18 protein-coding genes are annotated in these 18231 nt (G+C 76.4%); 10 read left to right on the top strand and 8 right to left on the bottom strand.

Going from position 1 to position 18231, the window contains the following annotated elements:
* Window positions 1-119 precede the first annotated feature (119 nt).
* From ACGF13_RS10170 to ACGF13_RS10155, 4 genes are all read left to right on the top strand, one after another.
* Window positions 120-1445 carry a D-alanyl-D-alanine carboxypeptidase family protein gene (locus ACGF13_RS10170; protein ID WP_392871346.1) on the top strand — a complete coding sequence of 442 codons (1326 nt, stop codon included), beginning with the start codon at window positions 120-122 and terminating at the stop codon, window positions 1443-1445.
* Between the two features lie 102 nt (window positions 1446-1547).
* Entirely contained in the window at window positions 1548-1961 is a 414-nt protein-coding gene (locus tag ACGF13_RS10165; RefSeq protein WP_392871343.1) for a PPOX class F420-dependent oxidoreductase, read from the top strand.
* A 64-nt stretch (window positions 1962-2025) separates the two neighbouring features.
* Complete coding sequence (locus ACGF13_RS10160) at window positions 2026-2976, top strand: PQQ-binding-like beta-propeller repeat protein (protein WP_392871340.1); 951 nt, start codon at window positions 2026-2028, stop codon at window positions 2974-2976.
* A 35-nt stretch (window positions 2977-3011) separates the two neighbouring features.
* Window positions 3012-3413 carry an NTP pyrophosphohydrolase gene (locus ACGF13_RS10155; RefSeq protein WP_392871337.1) on the top strand — a complete coding sequence of 134 codons (402 nt, stop codon included), beginning with the start codon at window positions 3012-3014 and terminating at the stop codon, window positions 3411-3413.
* 4 nt (window positions 3414-3417) lie between these two features.
* On the opposite strand, the gene ACGF13_RS10150 is transcribed toward ACGF13_RS10155, so the two are convergent.
* Window positions 3418-3864 (bottom strand): hypothetical protein, encoded by a 447-nt coding sequence (locus ACGF13_RS10150; protein ID WP_392871334.1) that lies wholly within the window; start codon window positions 3862-3864, stop codon window positions 3418-3420.
* Between the two features lie 70 nt (window positions 3865-3934).
* Complete coding sequence (locus tag ACGF13_RS10145; protein WP_392871675.1) at window positions 3935-5716, bottom strand: TROVE domain-containing protein; 1782 nt, start codon at window positions 5714-5716, stop codon at window positions 3935-3937.
* 289 nt (window positions 5717-6005) lie between these two features.
* Here ACGF13_RS10145 and ACGF13_RS10140 point away from each other — a divergent pair, with 289 nt between their 5' ends.
* The 3 genes from ACGF13_RS10140 to ACGF13_RS10130 are packed head-to-tail and all read left to right on the top strand — an operon-like array spanning window position 6006 to window position 8913.
* Entirely contained in the window at window positions 6006-6197 is a 192-nt protein-coding gene (locus tag ACGF13_RS10140) for a hypothetical protein (RefSeq protein ID WP_392871331.1), read from the top strand.
* Window positions 6194-8431 (top strand): heavy metal translocating P-type ATPase, encoded by a 2238-nt coding sequence (locus ACGF13_RS10135; protein WP_392871328.1) that lies wholly within the window; start codon window positions 6194-6196, stop codon window positions 8429-8431. The genes ACGF13_RS10140 and ACGF13_RS10135 overlap by 4 nt, the downstream gene beginning before the upstream one ends.
* A complete protein-coding gene (locus tag ACGF13_RS10130; RefSeq protein WP_392871326.1) occupies window positions 8428-8913 on the top strand; it encodes a copper chaperone PCu(A)C in 486 nt (161 codons plus the stop codon). Before ACGF13_RS10135 ends, ACGF13_RS10130 begins: the two co-directional genes overlap by 4 nt.
* A 121-nt stretch (window positions 8914-9034) precedes the next feature.
* Here ACGF13_RS10130 and ACGF13_RS10125 read toward each other — a convergent pair whose 3' ends face one another.
* Entirely contained in the window at window positions 9035-10042 is a 1008-nt protein-coding gene (locus ACGF13_RS10125) for an Acg family FMN-binding oxidoreductase (protein WP_392871323.1), read from the bottom strand.
* Window positions 10043-10237: 195 nt separating this feature from the next.
* The gene (locus tag ACGF13_RS10120) at window positions 10238-11089 is read right to left on the bottom strand and encodes a universal stress protein (protein WP_392871320.1); all 852 of its coding nucleotides are present in this window, start codon (window positions 11087-11089) and stop codon (window positions 10238-10240) included.
* A gap of 686 nt (window positions 11090-11775) precedes the next feature.
* Between ACGF13_RS10120 and ACGF13_RS10115 the strand changes: the two genes are divergently transcribed.
* On the top strand, window positions 11776-13473 hold the full coding sequence (locus ACGF13_RS10115; RefSeq protein ID WP_392871672.1) for a GAF domain-containing protein: 1698 nt from the start codon (window positions 11776-11778) through the stop codon (window positions 13471-13473).
* 77 nt (window positions 13474-13550) lie between these two features.
* Here the strand turns inward: ACGF13_RS10115 and ACGF13_RS10110 are convergent, their stop codons facing one another.
* Window positions 13551-14390 carry an alpha/beta fold hydrolase gene (locus ACGF13_RS10110; RefSeq protein ID WP_392871317.1) on the bottom strand — a complete coding sequence of 280 codons (840 nt, stop codon included), beginning with the start codon at window positions 14388-14390 and terminating at the stop codon, window positions 13551-13553.
* A 38-nt stretch (window positions 14391-14428) separates the two neighbouring features.
* On the opposite strand from ACGF13_RS10110, the gene ACGF13_RS10105 reads away from it, so the two are divergent.
* The gene (locus tag ACGF13_RS10105; protein WP_392871314.1) at window positions 14429-15571 is read left to right on the top strand and encodes a saccharopine dehydrogenase; all 1143 of its coding nucleotides are present in this window, start codon (window positions 14429-14431) and stop codon (window positions 15569-15571) included.
* Window positions 15568-16149 carry a TetR/AcrR family transcriptional regulator gene (locus ACGF13_RS10100; RefSeq protein WP_392871311.1) on the top strand — a complete coding sequence of 194 codons (582 nt, stop codon included), beginning with the start codon at window positions 15568-15570 and terminating at the stop codon, window positions 16147-16149. The genes ACGF13_RS10105 and ACGF13_RS10100 overlap by 4 nt, the downstream gene beginning before the upstream one ends.
* 24 nt (window positions 16150-16173) lie before the next feature.
* Here ACGF13_RS10100 and ACGF13_RS10095 read toward each other — a convergent pair whose 3' ends face one another.
* The 3 genes from ACGF13_RS10095 to ACGF13_RS10085 form a co-directional block, all read right to left on the bottom strand.
* Window positions 16174-16575: a pyridoxamine 5'-phosphate oxidase family protein gene (locus ACGF13_RS10095; protein WP_392871308.1), complete on the bottom strand. Its 402-nt coding sequence runs from the start codon at window positions 16573-16575 to the stop codon at window positions 16174-16176.
* Window positions 16576-16744: 169 nt separating this feature from the next.
* Window positions 16745-17461, bottom strand: coding sequence for a response regulator (locus ACGF13_RS10090; RefSeq protein WP_392871305.1), 717 nt, complete (start codon window positions 17459-17461; stop codon window positions 16745-16747).
* Window positions 17462-17595: 134 nt separating this feature from the next.
* A complete protein-coding gene (locus tag ACGF13_RS10085; RefSeq protein ID WP_392871302.1) occupies window positions 17596-18129 on the bottom strand; it encodes a hypothetical protein in 534 nt (177 codons plus the stop codon).
* Window positions 18130-18231: the final 102 nt, after the last annotated feature.

Here is an 18231-nt window from a genome sequence, read left to right as displayed (position 1 = left end):
GCGGCCGGACATCCGACTTTCGGTGCGGCCCGGCGCCACCAAAGTCGTCCCCGCCCCGCGTGGCTCCGGACGGAGCAGCAGGCCCGGCGCCCCGGCGGCGGCCCGGGTACGTTCGCCGTGTGCTCCCCACCCACGCGGCGCAGAAGAAACGTTCCGTCACCAGGGTCGCGGCCGGCGCCGCCGCCTCCGCCCTGGTGCTCACCGCCGTCGCCCCGTCCGCCCTCGCCCGGGACGCCGTCCCCGCCGTGGGCGGGGAGCGGCTCGGCCGCACCGCCGTCCAGGTCGCGCCGCTGGCCGGGGCACCCGCGCTGCCGTCCGAGCTGACCGGCCGCTCCTGGCTGGTCGCCGACGCGTCCACCGGCGAGGTGCTCGCCGCCCGCGACGCCCACCTGCCGCTGCCTCCGGCCAGCACCCTCAAGATGCTGTTCGCGGACACCGTGCTGCCCAAGTTCGACCGGGCGCTGGAGCACCAGGTCACCCCGGCCGAGCTCGCCAGCCTCGGCGTCGGCAGCAGCCTGGTCGGCGTCAAGGAGAACCTGCCGTACCGGGTCGAGGACCTCTGGCGGGGCGTGTTCCTCAGCTCCGGCAACGACGCCGTCCACGTGCTCGCCCACATGAACGGCGGCATCCAGCGGACCGTCGCCGAGATGCAGGAGCGCGCCCGGACGCTCCAGGCCCGCGACACCAAGGTGATCTCCCCCGACGGCTACGACATGGACGGCCAGGTCTCCTCCGCCTACGACCTCACGCTCTTCGCCCGGGCCGGGCTGCGCAACGCCGACTTCCGCTCCTACTGCTCCACCCGCACCGCGCGCTTCCCCGGCGGGCTGGACAAGATCACCGGCCAGCGCATCAGCTTCGACATCGCCAACACCGACCGGCTGCTCGGCAAGTACCCCGGCCTGATCGGCGTCAAGAACGGCTACACCACCAACGCGGGCGCCACCTTCACCGGCGCCGCCGCACGCGACGGCCGCACCCTGCTGGTGACGGTGATGCACCCCAAGGTGCAGGGCGCGGTGTACGACGAGGCCGCCAGCCTGCTCGACTGGGGCTTCGCGGCCGCCGGGAAGGTCCAGCCGGTCGGCAAGCTGGTCGACGACACCGCCGCGCCCTCCCCCAGCGCCACGGCCCAGGGCCGGTCCGACACCGACGAGCAGCTGCCGCCCTGGTCCCGCCCGCCGGTGGCCGGCGGATCCGGCCCCGGCCTCGCCCCCGCCGTCTGGACCGCCGCCATCCTGGGAACCGCCCTCGTCGCCTGGGTCATCTCCCGGGTCGCCGCCCGCCGCCGCACAGCGCCGGGCGAATCCGCGGCCGCCCCGGGGTCCGGCGGCGGCACGACCGCCCGCGGCGGCGCCACCGGCGTCGGCGGGCACGGCCCGCGCGACCTCACCCGCCGGGCCCGCGCCCTGGTCCGTACCGCCCGTGGCCGCGGACCCCGGTGACCGAGGCCGACATCCCGGCCTGGCGGGCCGCCCGCCGGTGACCGTCGTTCGCCGAACGGCCCCGCAGGGTGTCCCGCGCCGACCGGCCCTAGACTTCCGGCCATGACCACGCCCGACTCCTCCCCCGCGGCCCGGCTCGACCGGATCGTCCGGCTCTCCGCCGGGAGCTACCTGCTCGTCACCACGTACAAGAAGGACGGCACCGCCGTACCGACCCCGGTGTGGGTGGTGCGCGACGGGGAGGCGCTGGGCGTCTGGACGGTCGCGGACTCCTGGAAGGTCAAGCGGATCCGCAACCGCGCCGACGTGCTGGTCGGCCCGTGCGACGTCAAGGGCCGCCCGACCGGCGAGCAGTACCCCGCCACCGCCGAGATCCTCGGCCCCGAGCGCACCTCCGCCTACCGCACCCTGTTGCGTCAGAAGTACGGCCTGCTCGGCGTGCTCACCCTGCTCGGCAGCCGGCTGCGGCGCGGCGAGCGCGGCACCGTCGGCATCCGGATCACGCTCACGGACTGACCCCGACCGGGGACCGGCCCGGGCGGACGGGCAGGCGGGGGGCCGGGTTCGCTAACCTCCCGGGATGGCCTCCTCCCCCCGCCCCGTTCGGCCCACCACCCGGCTCGTCGACGGACTCGTCTGCGCCTACGCCCCCGCCCCCGACACCGTGGGCGTGCTGTCGCCCGCCGTGGCCTGCCGGCCGGCCGCCGGGGACGAGGTCGTCGGCCACACCGTCGCCGCCGACCTCCGGCACGCCTACTACACGACGCTCGACGCCGCCGTCTGCGTGGCGACGGCGGACGGCGCCGAGGTCTGGCGGTCGCGGTTCGAGCCGCAGGCGCACCCCGTCCACGGCCACCGGCCCGCCTGCGAGCTGTCCCCGGACGGACGGGTGCTCTGGGTCTACCGGCCCGACGTACTGGCGGGCCGCGACCGGCCGGACCAGTGGGTCGCCGTGGACGCCGCGACGGGAGAGGTCCTCGCCCGGACGGACCTGGAGACGGCCGGGCACGGCGGCATCCAGCTGCCGCACCCGGCGAGCGGCCGGATCTTCCTCAACGTGGGCGAGGGGCAGGACGGCACGGTCGTCCACCACGCGTCGCTGGCCGACGGCCGGATCGATCTCGTCGGCTACCCCTGGGTCGACCGGTGCCTCATCGACCTCTCGCCCGACGGCCACCGGTTCCTGACCGTCGACCACGCGCAGAACGACCTCGCCGTGCACGCCTTCCCCGGGGGCGAGGTGGCGTTCACCCTGACGGCCGAGGACTTCGGGCACGACCCGGAAGCCGTCTACCTGGAGTGGAGCGGCGGCTACCTGACCTCGGACACCCTCGTCGCCACCCTCGTCGGCGAGACCGAGGACGAGCAGGACTGGTTCGGGCACTACCTCGTCGACGCCCGGTCCGGCCGGATCCGGGGCGAGTTCGACGCCCGCACGGCGGAGCCGTACGACCTCCTGCCGCTCGGTGACGGCTCCTGGCTCACCACCGACTCCTCGGGCCACCCGGTCCGCCGGACCGCCACTCCCTGAGGAGTCCCGCGGGCGGGGGTGGCAGGCTGACGGCCATGGACGAGAACGAGGCCGCGCCGCTCCCCCTGCTGGTCGTCGACGGCGCGAACGTGGTCGGATCGGTGCCGGACGGCTGGTGGCGGGACCGGCGGGGCGCCGCCGAGCGGCTGCGGGACGCGCTGGTCGCCGTCGCCGGGCGGGGTGTGCCGGAGCTCCCGGGACCGCTGGAGGTGGTCCTGGTGGTGGAGGGCGCGGCCCGGGGTGTCGCCGGGGTGCCGGGGGTGCGGGTGGTGGAGGCGAGCGGGAGCGGGGACGACCGGATCGTGGAGCTGGTCCGGGGCGAGAAGGCCCGACACCCTGCCCGCGCCTGCCTGGTCGCCACCGCCGACCGCGAACTGCGGGCCCGGGTCGGCGCGTTGGGCGCCACCGTCACCGGGCCGCGCAGCGTGCGGCCGTAGGACCTCAGTCGGCCTGGACGGCGTACATACCCCAGTGGATGGACGGGTCCGAGGTGTGCGCGGTGAACAGCAGGTCCCGGCCCGGGCGGGCGGGGACCTCCACCGAGCCGATGCCGGTGGAGTCCGCCGGGCACTGGACCGTGAAGTCGGCCGGCGCCTCGCCGCCGATGTGCACGTCCACCGAGCCTCCGCCACGGCAGCCGAGCGTGAACGTGAACGGCAGCGACGGGTTCACCGAGGCCGACACCGCGCCGCCGTCGCCGATCCAGTCCGGTATCCAGAGCAGCCCCTCCGGCCCCGGGTGCGGCAGGATCTCGCCCGTCCCCGGCTGGCCCAGAGCCCTGACGGGAGCCGCGGCCCCACCCGTGGCCGGCTCCGCCACCGCCGTCCCGGCGACGGCGAGAACCGCCCCCACCGCCCCCGCCACCGCCACGAAGCTGTGCTTCTTCATACGCTTCACCGCTGATTCCCCCTTCGGTGCCCCTCGGTCGTACGCCTGGTGTTCGACGTACGGAGCAAACCTACGACGCCCCACCGACAGAGCACGCCTGCCCGGAGGACACCGGCCCGGGCGCCACCGTCACCGGCCGCGCGGTGTACGGAGCCGACCGCTCCCAGGGGTGGCCGGCGGGGTGGCCACTCTCCAGCAGCGGGATCAGCTCGAAGGAGGCGTCGCTGAGCCCGCCGAAGGTGTGGCGGTGCGGGCCCGGGGCGGTGTGGCCGGTGGCGTAGCCCGCGAGGTTCCACGTGTACACCGGAACGTCCTCGGGGACGGAGGCGAACGGGTCGGCCCGCGACTGGTGGGCCTGCTCGTCGGTCACCACGACCACCCGGTCGTGTTCCCGGTAGCGCCGGCGGACCACGGCGGCCGTGTCGGTGCCGCCCATGTTCCGGAAGAGCCGCAGGGTCCCCAGCACCGACGGCTCCGGTTCGACCGCCCGGTTGCCGGTGCCGAACTGGAACAGGTCGGCCTGTTCGGCCCGCAGGGCCAGCGCGGTGCCGAAGAGGGCGGCCGTGTCCGCCCGGTTGAGCCGCGTCCGGGCCGACGGCCGGTCGAACATCGAGCCCGAGCGGTCCACCAGCACCAGGGTGCGGCCGGGCAGCGCGGGAACCCTGGCCAGCGAGTGGCCGAGGGCGCTCTCCAGCGCCTCGGACCAGCGCGAGGACCCGGTCGCGCGGTGGGCGGCCAGGAACCGGAACGGGAACTGCCGGGAGCGCCGAACCTCCTCGCCGTCCGCGATCCGGTCGGCCACCCGCGCCGCCACCTCGTCGCCGACCCCGGCCTGGTCGAAGTTGCGCAGGTTGCGCACCAGTGCCATCAGGCCCATCGAGGGGATGACGGCCTCCCAGACGGCGGCGTCCAGCGGGCCCTGCAGCCAGCCGGCCAGTGCCTCCCAGGTCATCCCGGCGTCGGCGAGGCGCTGCGCGCCGCCGGGCTCGGTGACCAGCGCGCGGCGGTCGGCCCGCGGGACGGCGAGCAGCGCGTGGTGGGCGCTCAGCAGGTGCTCCCCGGCGGGCGGCTGGGCGCGGTCCGGGTGGTGACGGCGGTCCAGGGCGTACCGGAACAGTGCGCCCTGCCAGGGCTTGTCCGGGTCGGGCGCGGGGTGGGTGAGCTCCAGGACGTCGCCGAAGCGGAAGCGGTGCGAGGGGGTGTCGTACTTCAGCAGGGCGCGGCCGGTGTAGAGCCGGCGCACCGCGTCGCCGATGCCCCGGCGCAGCGGCTGGGGCAGCCGGCGGCCGTACCGGCCCGTCCAGTACTCCAGCAACTCGCCCGGCTCGTCGGGGCGTTGGAGCACCGCGTCGACGGCCTGCCGGGAGTGTCCGGCGGCTCCTGCCGCGGCCCTGGCGTGGACGAACTCGGCGGCGCCGACCAGGGCGGCGGTACGGATGCGGAACTCGGTGCGCAGCCGGCGCAGCAGGTCGAGGGTCCACTCGGGGTCGCTCACGGCGTGCTCACGGATCAGTCGCCGGTAGCGCTCGTCGCGTTCGGCGGCCGCCTCGTAGAAGCTCTCCTGCCCGTACAGGTGGGTGACGGCCAGCAGGAACAGCTCCTCCTTCGGTTCCCGGAGGTGGCCGGTGCCGCCCTGACGGTTGGTGACCGCCGCTCCCGGGGCGGCCTTCGCGGTGCCCGCGCTGCGGACGACGGGGGGCGGTGCCGAGCGCAGGTGCTCGACCGAAGGAATCGGCCACAGGTCGCCGGTGGCGAGCGGGGAGGACACGCCTCGCCTGGTGAGTCCCGGCAGTTCTCGCTGGATCTCGGCCCTGGTGGCGGCCTTGGTCCGTTGGCGGTTGAACCGGGTCATGCAGAGGTCCCCCTGGTGGGTGGTCAGGCTGAGGCGGGCGCGCAGGCGCGGGGTGCGGGGTGCAACGGGCACGGGCTGAAGCCGGCGCGGGCCGAGGCCGGCGCCTCCCGGGATCAGAAGTGGCACCGGGTGCACTTGGTTTCGTCAGGAAGTAACCGGGGCCGGGGCGCATCGGGAGGCGCCGTCCGGGACGCTACCCGCTCGGGCCGCGCCCGTCATCCGAATTGATCGGCGCTCCGACTTCGGACCGTACGGGAACCGATCGCGGTGCCCGTCCGACTGCTGGGACGTGAGTGCGAAGTCGCCGGGTGTCCGGCCGTTGAGTGTGCTGGCGGGGTTCGTCCTGCTGCTGGTGGTGGTGTTCGTGGTGGCCTACGGGGTGGGACGGCAGGTCGGGCCGGTGGCGCCCGGGTTGCGGCCGAGCAGCGGGGGCGGCGCCTCGCCCGGGATGGGCAGGCACGACATGGGCGGGATGCGATGAGCGCCGTCGCCGAGCCCGTGGTCGCCACCGATCTGGCGGTCGGCGGGATGACCTGCGCCGCCTGCGTGGGCCGGGTCGAGAAGCGGCTGGCCCGGATCGAGGGCGTGACGGCCGGGGTGAACCTGGCGACCGGGCGGGCCCGGGTGCTGCATCCGGCCGGGGTGCCAGTCGCGGAGCTGGTCGCGGCCGTCGAGCGGGCGGGCTACACCGCCGAGCCGCTGCCCGCGGGGGCGCCGGTCGGGGTCGCGGCCGAGGAGCCGGACGACCGGTGGCGGCTGCTGGTCACCGCCCTTCTGGCCGTCCCGGTGCTGGTGCTGTCGATGGTGCCGTCGGCGCAGTTCACCGCCTGGCAGTGGGTCTGCTTCGCGCTCGCCGTCCCGGTGGTGACCTGGGGGTCGGCCGGTTTCCACCGCCGGGCCTGGCAGGGGCTGCGGCACGCGGCGGCGACCATGGACACCCTGGTCAGCCTGGGCGTGGTGGCCTCCTTCGGCTGGTCGGCGTACGCGCTGTTCCTCGGCGGGGCCGGCGATCCGGACATGCGGATGCCGTTCTCGCTGACCGCCGACGGCGGCGGCACCGCGCACGTGTACCTGGAGGCGGCGGTCGGCGTGCCGCTGTTCGTGCTGGCCGGGCGGCTGCTGGAGGGCCGGGTGCGCCGGCGCAGCGGGTCCGCGCTGCGGGCGCTGGCCGAGCTGGGCGCCAAGCAGGTGTGCCTGCGGGGGGCGGACGGCGAGGAGCGCCTGGTGCCGATCGAGCTGCTCCTGCCCGGGCAGGAGTTCGTGGTGCGGCCGGGCGAGCGGGTGGCCACCGACGGGGTGGTGGTCGAAGGGGGTTCGGCGCTCGACCTGAGCCTGCTGACCGGGGAGAGCGTGCCGGTCGAGGTCGGCCCCGGGGACGTGGTGGCGGGTGCGACGGTGAACGTCGGCGGTGCGCTGGTGGTCCGGGCCACGGCGGTCGGCGCGGACACCCAGCTGGCCCGGATCACCGCCCTGGTGGCGGAGGCCCAGGCCGGCAAGGCGCGGGCGCAGCGGCTGGCGGACGCGGTGGCCGGGGTGTTCGTGCCCTGTGTGCTGGCGGTCGCGGCGAGCGTGCTGGGCTTCTGGCTGGGCGCGGGCGCGGCCCCGCAGGCGGCGGTGACGGCGGCGGTCGCGGTGCTGGTGGTGGCCTGCCCGTGCGCGCTGGGGCTGGCCACGCCGACGGCACTGCTGGCGGCGACGGGGCGGGGCGCGGAACTGGGCGTGCTGGTGCGCGGCCCGGAGGTGCTGGAGAGCCTGCGCCGGGTGGACACGGTGGTGATGGACAAGACCGGGACGCTGACCACCGGCCGGATGGCACTGGCGGACGTCACCACCACCGGCGGCCTCACCCGGGACGAGGCCCTGCGCCTGGCCGGCGCGGTCGAGCACCGCTCCGAGCACCCGATCGGCCGGGCGGTCACGCAGGCGGCGCGGGAGCGCTGCGGGCCGCTGCCCGCGGTGGAGGGCTTCCGGGCCGCCACCGGGCTCGGGGTGTCCGGGACGGTCGAGGGCCGGGCCGTACGGGTGGTGCGGCCGGACGACACCGTCCTGCCGCCGGACCTGGCCGAGGCGGCCGCGCGGGCCGGGAAGGCCGTCAGCACGGCCGTCGTGGTCGAGCTGGACGGACGGCCGGCGGCCGTGCTGACGGTCGGCGACACGCTGCGCCCGGGCAGCTGGCGGGCGCTCCACCGGCTGCGCGGGCTGGGCCTGGAGACCGTCCTGCTGACCGGGGACGGCCCGGGCGCCGCCCGGACGGTGGCCGCCGAGCTGGACATCGAGCGGGTGCACGCCTCGGCCTCCCCCGAGCGCAAGGCCGAGGTGGTGGCCGAACTGCGCGCCGCCGGACGGACGGTGGCGGTGGTCGGCGACGGCGTCAACGACGCGGTGGCCCTGGCCTCGGCGGACCTCGGGGTGGCGCTGGCCTCCGGCAGCGACGCCGCGGTCGGCGCGGCCGGGCTGACCCTGGTGCGCGGCGACATCGAGGCGGTGGTGGACGCCGTACGGCTGGCGCGGCAGACCCTGGCGACCATCCGGGCCAACCTGCTCTGGGCCTTCGGCTACAACCTGGTGCTGATCCCGCTGGCGGCCGTCGGACTGCTCAACCCGATGCTGGCGGCGGTCGCCATGTCGCTCAGCTCGCTGCTCGTGGTGGGCAACAGCCTGCGGCTGCGCACCTGGGAGCCGGGCCGGGGCAAGAGCCGAGGGGGACGCCGGTGAAGCTGTCCGAGAGGTTCGGGGTGGCGGGCCCGCCGGTCGGCGCGGCGGCACTGGCGCTGGTCCTGCTCACCGGGTGGACGGCGGTCGGCGGGGCCGGCCGCACCCGCCCGGTGGAGGCCGGGCCGGGCTGGGTGCTGCTGCCGACGGCGGGCGCGTCCGCCGCCACGGCAGCCTTCTTCACGGTCCGCAACCCGGGCGACGTGCCCGACGAACTGACCGGCGCCAGCTGGGAGTTCGGCGGCCGGATCACCCCGAAGCGGCATCTGCACCAGGGTGCGGCGGGCCGCTGGGAGCCGGCGTCGGCGCTGCCGGTGCCGGGCCGCGGCGAGCTGCGGATGACCCCGGAGGACGCGGACCTGATGATCGCCGACCCGCCGCCGCTGCGGGCCGGCCAGTGGGTGGAGTTCACCCTCACCTTCCGCCACAGCCCGCCGCTGCGGCTCGGCGCCCGGGTGCTGCCCGCGGCCGAGCGACCGCGCTGAGCGACCGCGCCGAGCGACGGCGACGGCGACGGCCCGGGCCACTCCCACCGGCCCGGGCCGCTCCCACCGGCCCGGGCCACTCCTGTCGACTCCGGCCACTCCCACCGACTCGGGGCAGCGATCAGGAAGGCCGCTCCCCGAGCGTCTCCTCGACCGTCCGGCGCGGGGTGGCCGCGCCGGACGGGCCGTAGCCGACCCGCAGCACCAGCTGGACGTGGCCCGGCCCGGTGTCCGGGTCGCGCAGCGCCCAGCGGGTGTCCGGCCACTCGATCGCCTGGTGCCAGATGGAGAGCCGGACGCCGTGCGCCGTGGCCAGCAGCCAGACCCGCTCCAGCGCCTGCCCGGTGCGCAGCCAGTCCAGCGGGCCGTCGCCGGGGGTGGTGAGGGTGCACAGCTGGGGCAGCGCCTCGAAGCGCCGGGACGGCTGCGCGGGGGCCTCCGGCGGGCGGCCGCCGAACTCGCGCATCGGCACCCGGGCGTCGTGGTCCTGCGGGCCGAGCGCGGCGTGCGGGATACCGTCCTCGGCGGTGCCGTCGTCGGACCGCAGCCAGGCCCGGGACTCGGCGGCACGGCCCGGGTCGGCGGCGTTGCGGCTCTCGGCCTCGGCGGTGAGCGCCTCCACCCGCCGTACGCCCTCCTCCTCCAGCGCGGCCAGCGTGACGCCCTCCTCGCGGGCGGCGTCGATCAGCTCACCGATCACCGCCTCGGGCACGTCGCGCTGGGCGAACGGCTCGCGGCTGGAGTGCCGGGCGGCGATGGCGGGGTAGAGGTCCCGGCCGAAGGGCGTGAGCGCGGCGGCCGGGCGGGAGAGGTCGAGCACGGCGAGCAGTTCGGGCTCGTCGGCGTCCGGCAGCAGCCGGGTCAGTGGTTCCCGGTCCAGCTGCCCGGCCGCCACCCGCAGGTTGAACAGGGCCGCGCCGACCGCGATGTGCGCGGCGGCACCGACCGGGTCGGCCAGCGGTACGGAGCGCGCGGTGTCGGCGTACACGGCGAGCCCGCGCCCGTCCGGGGTCGGCACGAAGCGCCAGGGCTGGCTGTTGTGCAGCGACGGCGCCGCGCCGCCGGCGGCGGCGAGCAGGCGCAGGTCGGCCGCGCTGAGCATCTGGGTGAAAGCCGGGTCGAGCGTCATGGCGATCCACTCCTTCAACCGCGGGGCGTCGGCTTCGCCTCCGGGCACGCGCACCCGCCAGGAGGTCCCGCTGCTTCCGAGCGTGCGCGCCCTGTGGTGCCCGAGGACAGGGCCCTTGGGCCCCTCCTTCGGCCCGTCATCGGACCCGTCCGGTGGATCCGGGACGGGGGCGGATCCACCGGACGGGCCGCTCCGTCACCCGTGCGGGACGACCGCGACGGGGGCCTCGGCGTGGTGCAGTACGGCGTGCGCGATCCGGCCCAGCCGGGGGCCGATCTCGATCGGGCGGCGGCCACGGCCGACGACGACCAGCGCGGCTCCGGCGGAGGCCTCGACCAGGGCGCGGGCGGCGCCGAGCTGCACGTCCTCGACCACCTCGACCTCCGGGTGCTGCTCGCGCGGGCCGGCCAGGGCGAGCGAGAGCAGCTTGGCCTCCAGCGCCTCCAGCTGGGCGAGCTCGGCCGCCGGGACGGCGCCGCCCGCGTAGCCGAACACCGGCGGCAGGTCCCAGCCGTGCACCGCCCGGACCCGGGCGCCGCGCAGGGCCGCCTCGCGGAAGGCGAAGTCGAGCACCTCCGTCTCGGGGGTGTGGGCGTCGACGCCGACCACCACCTCGCCCTCGCCGGCCTCGCCCTCCTCGCGCACCACGACCAGCGGCACGCTGCTGCGCCCGGCCGCCGACATGCTGACCGACCCGAGCAGCAGGCCGGTGAAGCCGCCGCGGCCGCGCGAGCCGAGCACCAGCAGCTCCGCCTCCGCGGCGGCGGCCACCAGACCGTCCACCGGCGCGTCCAGGACGGCGTCGGTCTCCACGATCAGGTCCGGGTGCAGGCGGCGGACGTCCTCGGCGGCCTCGGCGAGGGTGCGGCGGACGGCCGCGGGCAGGTCGTCCTGCTCGGCGAAGGAGGACACCCCGTCGGTCAGCCACGGCCAGGCGTGCACCAGGCGCAGCGAGGCGCCGCGGCGCACCGCCTCGGCGGCGGCCCAGTGGGCGGCCGCGGTGCTCTGCGGCGAGCCGTCGACCCCGGCCAGCACGGTTGACGTCATGAGAGTTCCTCCACACTGTCGACACGCTGTCGACGCTCGGCGGTTCGGTGCGGGCCGCGGTGCGTTCTGACGCCCCGTCCGCTCCTCCCCCACCCTTGCAGCGACGCAGGACCGGCGGCAGAGGCCGCAGGACCCCCTGCGGCGGGACGAAAGGCCCCGCCCGACGGAGCCTACGGCCGACCCCGCCGTCCCCACCAATGACACGGCAGCCGGTGCCCGGCTCCCACCGCCCCGCTCCCCACGGCGTCCTGCCGCGTCGTCACCACCTCACCGCCGTCCCGTTCCGCCCCGCGTCGTCATCACCTCACCGCCGTCCCGTTCCGCCCCGCGTCGTCATCACCTCACCGCCGTCCCGTTCCGCCCCGCGTCGTCACCACCTCACCGCCGTCCCGTTCCGTCCCGTTCTGTCCCGCGCCCACCGGAAGGCCGGCACACGCCACTGACACCTCGGGCCCGTCGGCCGCCCGGATCCCTCCCCGGCCCGGTGTCGGGTCCCCCGTTCGGTCTATCGTGTAATGGACATTCCCGCTGGTCGGACGGCGCCCGAGCCGGGCCGGGCGGTGGGAGCGGCCGTCCGCAGGGCGGATGGGGCACGTCCGGACGGTGGACGGGCCGGTCAGGGCGGCACGACGAGGAGGACAGCGGTGGGCGGAGCGGACGGCAGCGCGACGGGTGGCGGCGCGCGGATGCCACGGCTGCGCCTGGACGAGCTGCTGGAGGAGCTCCAGGGGCGGATCGACGCGGCGCGCGGCACCCAGAACCGGGTGCACAGCCTGCTGGAGGCGGTGCTGGCGGTCGGGCGGGAGCTGGACCTGGCGCAGGCGCTGCACCGGATCGTGGAGGCGGCGGCCGACCTCGTGGACGCCCGGTACGCGGCGCTCGGGGTGATCGGGCCGGACGGGCACACCCTGTCGCAGTTCCTGACGGTGGGCCTGACCGAGGAGGAGATCGCCGAGATCGGCCCGCCGCCGTCGGGCCGCGGCATCCTGGGCGAGCTGATCCGCGAGCCGCAGCCGCTGCGCTGCCCGGTGCTGTCCGACCACCCGGCCTCGATCGGCTTCCCGGCGAACCACCCGCCGATGCACACCTTCCTGGGGGTGCCGGTGCGGGTGCACGGCGAGGTGTTCGGCAACCTCTACCTGACCGACAAGCGCGGCGGACTGGACTTCGACGAGGACGACGAGGCGGTGATCGCCACCCTGGCGGTCGCGGCCGGCGTGGCGATCGACAACGCCCGGCTGTACGAGGAGGCGCAGCTGCGCCAGCGCTGGCTGCGGGCGAGCACGGAGATCACCCGCAGCCTGCTGTCGGGGGCGCCGCGGCTGGAGGTGGTCGAGCTGATCGCCCGCCGGGCGCGGGAGATCTCGGGCGCCGAGCTGGCGGACGTCTCGGTGGCGCTGGCCGGCCCGGAGGAGCGGGCCGAGGAGCTGACGGTGGAGGTCGCGCTGGGCGGCACGCCGTCGGCGCGGCTGGGGGTGACGGTGCCGGTGGACGGCACGCTGTCCGGTGCCGCGTACGCCTCCGGCTCGCCGGCCACCAGTGACGAGCTGGCCTGCGACGCCCGGTTCAAGGCCGGCCCGGCGGGCCGCTTCGACGGGCTGGGCGCGGCGGTGGCGGTGCCGCTGGGCACCGGTGCCGGGTACGGGCGGGGCGTGCTGCTGCTGGCCAGGGCGCAGGGGCAGCCGGCCTTCGGGCCGGAGGAGACCGGCCCGCTGCTGGGTTTCGCCGACCAGGCCGCGCTGGCCCTGGAGCTGGCCGAACGGCGGCGTGACGCCGAGCAGTTGAACCTGCTGGAGGACCGGGACCGGATCGCCCGGGACCTGCACGACCTGGCGATCCAGCGGCTGTTCGCGACCGGGATGACGCTGCAGAGCGCGGGCCGGCTGATCGAGAGCCAGGCCGCGGCGGACCGGGTGGCCCGGGCGGTGGCCGACCTGGACGAGACCATCAAGATCATCCGCTCGACCATCTTCGGCCTGCGCGCCCACAGCGAGCCGGACCGCGGTCTGCGCGCCCGCGCCACCCGGGTGGTCACCGAGGCCCAGGGCACGCTCGGGTTCCCGCCCCGGCTGAGCATGGAGGGCCTGCTGGACACCGACGTGCCGCAGGAGCTGGCCGGGCACGTGGTCGCGGTCCTCGCCGAGGCGCTCAGCAACGCCGCCCGGCACGCCCGGGCGTCCCGGGTCGAGGTGACGCTGCGCGCCCTGGCCGGGCGGGTGGTGCTGACCGTGACGGACGACGGTGTCGGCGTGCCCGAGGGCGGGCGGCGCAGCGGGCTGCGCAACCTCGCCGAGCGCGCCGACCGGGCCGGCGGCTCCTTCACCGTCGACCCGGCCGAGGGCGGCGGCACCCGGCTGGTGTGGGAGGCCCCGATCGGGTCCTGAGGACCCCTCCCGACACGGAGGCCCACCGCCGGAGGCCCGCCACTGGGGGCCGGCCGCCCGCCGGCGGGCCCGGGCCGTCAGCCCCGCAGGGCGCGCAGGAAGCCGAGCAGGTGGGCGTTGAACTCCTCCGGCCGCTCCATGTTCGGGTAGTGCCCGGTGTCCTCGACGATCACCGCGCGCCCGTCGACGACGGTGCGGACGACCCGCTCCGCCAGGCCGATGTGGTCCACGGAGTCGATGCCGCCGTTGATCGCCAGCAGCGGGACGGTGATCCCGGTCAGGCGCTTCCAGGTGTCCGTCACCGGCACCAGGTACTGGGGCTCGTCGGGGGTGTGCTTGGCGACGGTGTTCCGGGTCATCTCCTTGAGCCGGCGCACCACTTCGGGATCGACCTCGTCCAGGCGGCGGTGCGGCCCGGAGGCGAGGCGGGTGAACGAGTCGAGCCAGCGCTCGCCGTCGCCCTCGGCCAGCGCGGCGTTCTGCTCGTCGCGGAGTTCGCCGAGCCACGGGTCCTTGAACTCGGACTCGCCGGTGCCGTTGCCGCTGATCACCAGCGCGCGGACCAGCTCGGGGTGTTCGAGGGCCAGGTCGAGGGCGATCGTCCCGCCCATGGAGAGCCCGACCACGACCACGGGACCGAGGCCGAGGTGGCGCAGCAGGTCGGCCAGGTCGTCTGCGGGGCGGAACGGCCGGCTCGCGTTGGCGGAGGCACCGTGGCCACGGGTGTCCGGTGCGATCACCCGGTACTCGGGCAGCAGGGCGGGGAGCTGGTCCGCCCAGCTCCGGTGGTCCAGCAGGCCGCCGTGCAGCAGCACCAGCGGTTCGCCCGTACCGGCGTCGAGGTAGGCGAGGCGGCCGTGGCCGCTGTCGAAGGAGCGCAGGTCGTCAGGGGAACCGGTAGCGGTGGATTCAGTCATGACGACAATTTTAGGTCGGGCGACCTATATTTGTCCGCATGAGCATCGAACCCGTCTCCGACGGCCCCGCGCACCCCACCTTCCCCTCCGACCGCCTCGGCCACAACCCCGACGGACCCGTCCTGCTGGTCGGGGGCTACGGCACCGTCGGCGCCGAACTCGCCCGACTCGCCGCCCCCGCCTGGCCGTTGCTGCTCACCGGCCGCTCCGAGCAACGCGGCGCCGCCCTCGCCGCCGAACTCGACGACGCCACCGCCCGCCGCTGGGACCTCAGCGACCCCGCACCGTTCACCGCAGACGTCCGGGCGGTGGTCGGGGTGGTCAACGACCCGGACGACCGGGTGCTGCGAGCCGCCGTCCGCGCGGGCGTCCCGTACGTGGACGTCACCCGCTGGACCGCCCGGCTCCAGCGCGCGGCCACCCTCGCCGCCCTGCTGCGCCCGACCGCCCCGGTGCTGCTCTCCTCCGCCTGGATGGGCGGGGTGACCAGCCTGGTCGCCGCCGCCCTGGCGGACCGCCTCGGCGGGGCCGAGCGGATCGAGACCGCCATCCGCTGGGACCTCGCGGACCGGGCCGGCGCCGACTCCGTGGAGTTCATGGACCGCCTCGGGCTCGACTACGAGGTGGTGCAGGACGGCCGGCGCCGCTCCGTCGCCCCGCTCAGCCGCCCGCGGACCGTCCGGATCGGCGACGCCCCGACCCTGGTCGCCGGGATCGACACCCCCGAGCAGTTCACCCTCCCGCTCACCCTGGGCACCACCACCGCCGCCACCCGGATCGGCTTCAGCTCCCGCTCCTCCACCACCGCCCTGCTGGCGGCCCGGCGCGTCGGTCTGTTCCGCTGGGGCCGCGGCGACCGCTGGGAGCCGGCCCGCCGCGCCCTGCTGTACTCCCCCGGCGAGGGCGGCACCGCCCTGCTGCGCACCGACGTCGGCCACGGCGGACGCACCCTCACCGCCACCGTGGAGGACCGGGCCGGCCAGGCCCGGCTCACCGCCGTCGGCGCCCTCCTCGCGCTGCGCCGGGCGCTCGGTACGGACGGCGCCCCGCCGCCCGAGGGGGTGGCCTTCCCGGAGCAGACCCCGCGCCCCGGACAGGTGCTCGCGGACCTGGCGGCACTGAACGTCACCGTCACGGTCACCTCCGCCGACGAGCGGCGCGACACGGAGGCGGCGGCATGAGCAGCGTCCGCGGCCTGAGCGGCAAGGGCGCCCAGCGCCGGGAGCAACTACTCGACACAGCAGAGGAGTTGCTGGTCACCGCGGGCGGCACCGAACTGTCCATGCGGGCGGTGGCCACCGCCGCGGGCGTCCGCCTCGGCCACCTCCAGCACTACTTCCCGACCCACGCCGAGCTGGTGGCCGCCGTCCTGGAACGCGTCCTGGGCCGCTCGGTGGAACGACTCGACCCACTGCTCGATCCGGCCCGCGAGGAGGACGCCCTGATCCGCGAACTCCTCGCCGAGCAGCAGGACGTCCGGCTGGTCCGGCTGTTCGCCGAACTGTGGGCACTGGCCGCCCACGACCCCTCGGTGGCCGCCGCCGTCCAGGCCTTCTACGACCGCTACCGGGAGCTGGTCGCCTGTTTCCTCGCCGAACGGCACCCGGCCCTGGCGGAGGAGGAACGGCACGCCCGAGCCCGGGTGTTCATCATGCTCGTCGAGGGCGCCTCGCTCTTCCGCTCCGGCCTGGCCGGCCGCCCGGACGCGGCGGCGGACGCCGAACTCCTGCGCACCGCCAAGACGTTGCTGGGGCCGTGACCCGCGATGGGGCCCGGGCCGGGCTCAGGCCAGACAGCGGCCGATGACCAGTTCCGGGCGGATCCGGATCCGTACGGTGTCGCCCGGGTCGGTGCTCCTGGTGGCCGGGCGGACCTGGGCGCGGCCGAGGACGGTGACGAACCAGCCGGAGCCGTCCCGGCCGTCCACCTCGTCGGCCTCGAAGGCGATCACCGCGCCGTCGACGGCCCGGGCCAGTTCGGAGCCGGCCGGCGCCGAGAGCAGCACGCCGCCGGGGCCCAGCCGGAACGGCACCGGCAGGACGGCCGGGAGGGCGTCGACGGTGTAGACCACCCGGCCGACGTCGGCCCTGGCCAGCAGCTCCAGCGAGCGCCTGCGGTCGAGTTCGCGGAGTTCGGGAAGGTCGTACGGGACGGGCCGGGGGGACGGGACGTGGTCGCGGTTCATGCGAGCGATGCTCGCCCGGGCCCGGGCCCGGTCGCGAGGGCCGATGGTCCCGGTGAGGGCCCCGCCCCGAGGACCGCCGGCCCCGGGACCGAAGGCCCGTTCGGCCCCGAACGGCACCGGACGGGCCCGGACAACGCCGAACGGGCCCGGACAGCCGCGAACGGCCGGGTCAGTACCGGCCTGAGCGCAGCGCGGAGGACTGCGGGGCGGCGGCCTGGCGCAGTTCGGTGGCGATCAGGGCGGCCTGCACCCGCCGCTCGACGCCGAGCTTGGCGAGCAGCCGCGAGACGTGGTTCTTGACGGTCTTCTCGGCGAGGTAGAGCCGCTCGCCGATCTGCCGGTTGGTCAGGCCCTCGCCGATGAGTTCGAGGACCTCCTGCTCGCGCACGGTCAGGCCGGGTCCCGTGGTCACCGGCTGGGCGGGCTCGGCGTCGCTGCGCAGCCGGTTGAGGAGGCGGGTCGCGGCGCCGGGGTCCAGCATCGAGCGCCCGGAGGCGACGGTGCGGACGGCGGCGACCAGGTCGGTCCCGCTGATCTGCTTGAGCACGTATCCGGCGGCGCCCGCCATCACGGCGTCCAGCAGCGCCTCCTCGTCGTCGAAGGAGGTCAGCATCAGGCAGGCGAGGCCGGGCATCCGCGAGCGCAGCTCACGGCAGACCGAGACGCCGTCGCCGTCGCCCAGCCGGACGTCCAGCACGGCCACGTCGGGCCGCAGCGCGGGCACCCGGACGAGCGCCTGCTCGGCCGTCGCCGCCTCCCCGACCACCTCCAGGTCCGGCTCGCCGTCCAGCAGGTCGTGCACCCCGCGGCGCACCACCTCGTGGTCGTCCAGCAGGAACACCCGGACCGGCGCCGAGGCCTCGGCACCCTCCGTCTTGGTCGCCATCACGCGGCTCCACCTTCGTCACCCCCGCACACTCCCAGCGGGGCCCAGGGCATCATCCCGCACGGCCGGCCGCCGGCCCAGGGCCCAAGGGCCCCATTGCGACCGGGACACAGGACCCGGCCGGCGGGCGCGTCTCAGCGCCCCTGCCGCCGGACGTTGCCCAGCCCCATCAGCAGGAAGGCGAGCGCGACGCCCGCGCCGCTGACCGCCGCGAGCGCCACCCTGGGCACGACCTCGCCGCCGCCGGACAGCAGGATGGCCACCGCCCCGAGCAGGGCGACGGCCGTACCGACCACCAGCCACCCGGCGAGGGCCAGCGCCGGCGGGCGGTTGGAGCGCGGGGCGGGCCCGGCGTCCAGGGCGGCCCAGCGGGCCGCGGTCTCGCGCACCTCCCGGCGGCGGTCCCACAGGGCCCGCAGCCGCAGCGCCGCGCCGCCGACCAGTCCGGCGAGCGCGACCTGCGCGGCGGGCCGCCAGTCCGTGATGACGAGCAGCAGCCCGCCCGCGAGCGCGAGCCCGGCCCACCACAGCACGCACGCCGCGGCGGCGGTGCGGGTGGAGCGGGGCCGGTCGGCGCCGGCCTGGAGGTCGGCGATGGCGGGCAGGTACCAGACACAGCCGCTCGCGGTGAGGGCGGCGGTGCCGATGGCGAGAACGGTGTGGTTCACGACCCGGCCTTCCTGGTCACGAAGGGGTGAGGAGAGGGGAGAGATCAGGAGCGGAGGGGCCGTCCCCGCCCGCCCGGGGGCAGCGACGCGGGCGGGGACGGC

Origin of the sequence: Kitasatospora sp. NPDC048286 (assembly GCF_043201735.1) — a bacterium.
Classification (GTDB): Bacteria; Actinomycetota; Actinomycetes; order Streptomycetales; family Streptomycetaceae; genus Kitasatospora.
The sequence above is the reverse complement of the archived record's forward strand: the minus strand, read 5'-3'. Positions and strand labels throughout refer to the sequence as shown.

Coding starts and splice junctions, on each gene's coding strand:
- ACGF13_RS10090 (WP_392871305.1), bottom strand. CDS start 17,461: ATGGCGACCAAGACGGAGGGTGCCGAGGCCTCGGCGCCGGTCCGGGTG.
- ACGF13_RS10105 (WP_392871314.1), top strand. CDS start 14,429: ATGAGCATCGAACCCGTCTCCGACGGCCCCGCGCACCCCACCTTCCCC.
- ACGF13_RS10160 (WP_392871340.1), top strand. CDS start 2,026: ATGGCCTCCTCCCCCCGCCCCGTTCGGCCCACCACCCGGCTCGTCGAC.
- ACGF13_RS10145 (WP_392871675.1), bottom strand. CDS start 5,716: ATGACCCGGTTCAACCGCCAACGGACCAAGGCCGCCACCAGGGCCGAG.
- ACGF13_RS10115 (WP_392871672.1), top strand. CDS start 11,776: ATGCCACGGCTGCGCCTGGACGAGCTGCTGGAGGAGCTCCAGGGGCGG.
- ACGF13_RS10095 (WP_392871308.1), bottom strand. CDS start 16,575: ATGAACCGCGACCACGTCCCGTCCCCCCGGCCCGTCCCGTACGACCTT.
- ACGF13_RS10165 (WP_392871343.1), top strand. CDS start 1,548: ATGACCACGCCCGACTCCTCCCCCGCGGCCCGGCTCGACCGGATCGTC.
- ACGF13_RS10120 (WP_392871320.1), bottom strand. CDS start 11,089: ATGACGTCAACCGTGCTGGCCGGGGTCGACGGCTCGCCGCAGAGCACC.
- ACGF13_RS10150 (WP_392871334.1), bottom strand. CDS start 3,864: ATGAAGAAGCACAGCTTCGTGGCGGTGGCGGGGGCGGTGGGGGCGGTT.
- ACGF13_RS10100 (WP_392871311.1), top strand. CDS start 15,568: ATGAGCAGCGTCCGCGGCCTGAGCGGCAAGGGCGCCCAGCGCCGGGAG.
- ACGF13_RS10110 (WP_392871317.1), bottom strand. CDS start 14,390: ATGACTGAATCCACCGCTACCGGTTCCCCTGACGACCTGCGCTCCTTC.
- ACGF13_RS10135 (WP_392871328.1), top strand. CDS start 6,194: ATGAGCGCCGTCGCCGAGCCCGTGGTCGCCACCGATCTGGCGGTCGGC.
- ACGF13_RS10125 (WP_392871323.1), bottom strand. CDS start 10,042: ATGACGCTCGACCCGGCTTTCACCCAGATGCTCAGCGCGGCCGACCTG.
- ACGF13_RS10155 (WP_392871337.1), top strand. CDS start 3,012: ATGGACGAGAACGAGGCCGCGCCGCTCCCCCTGCTGGTCGTCGACGGC.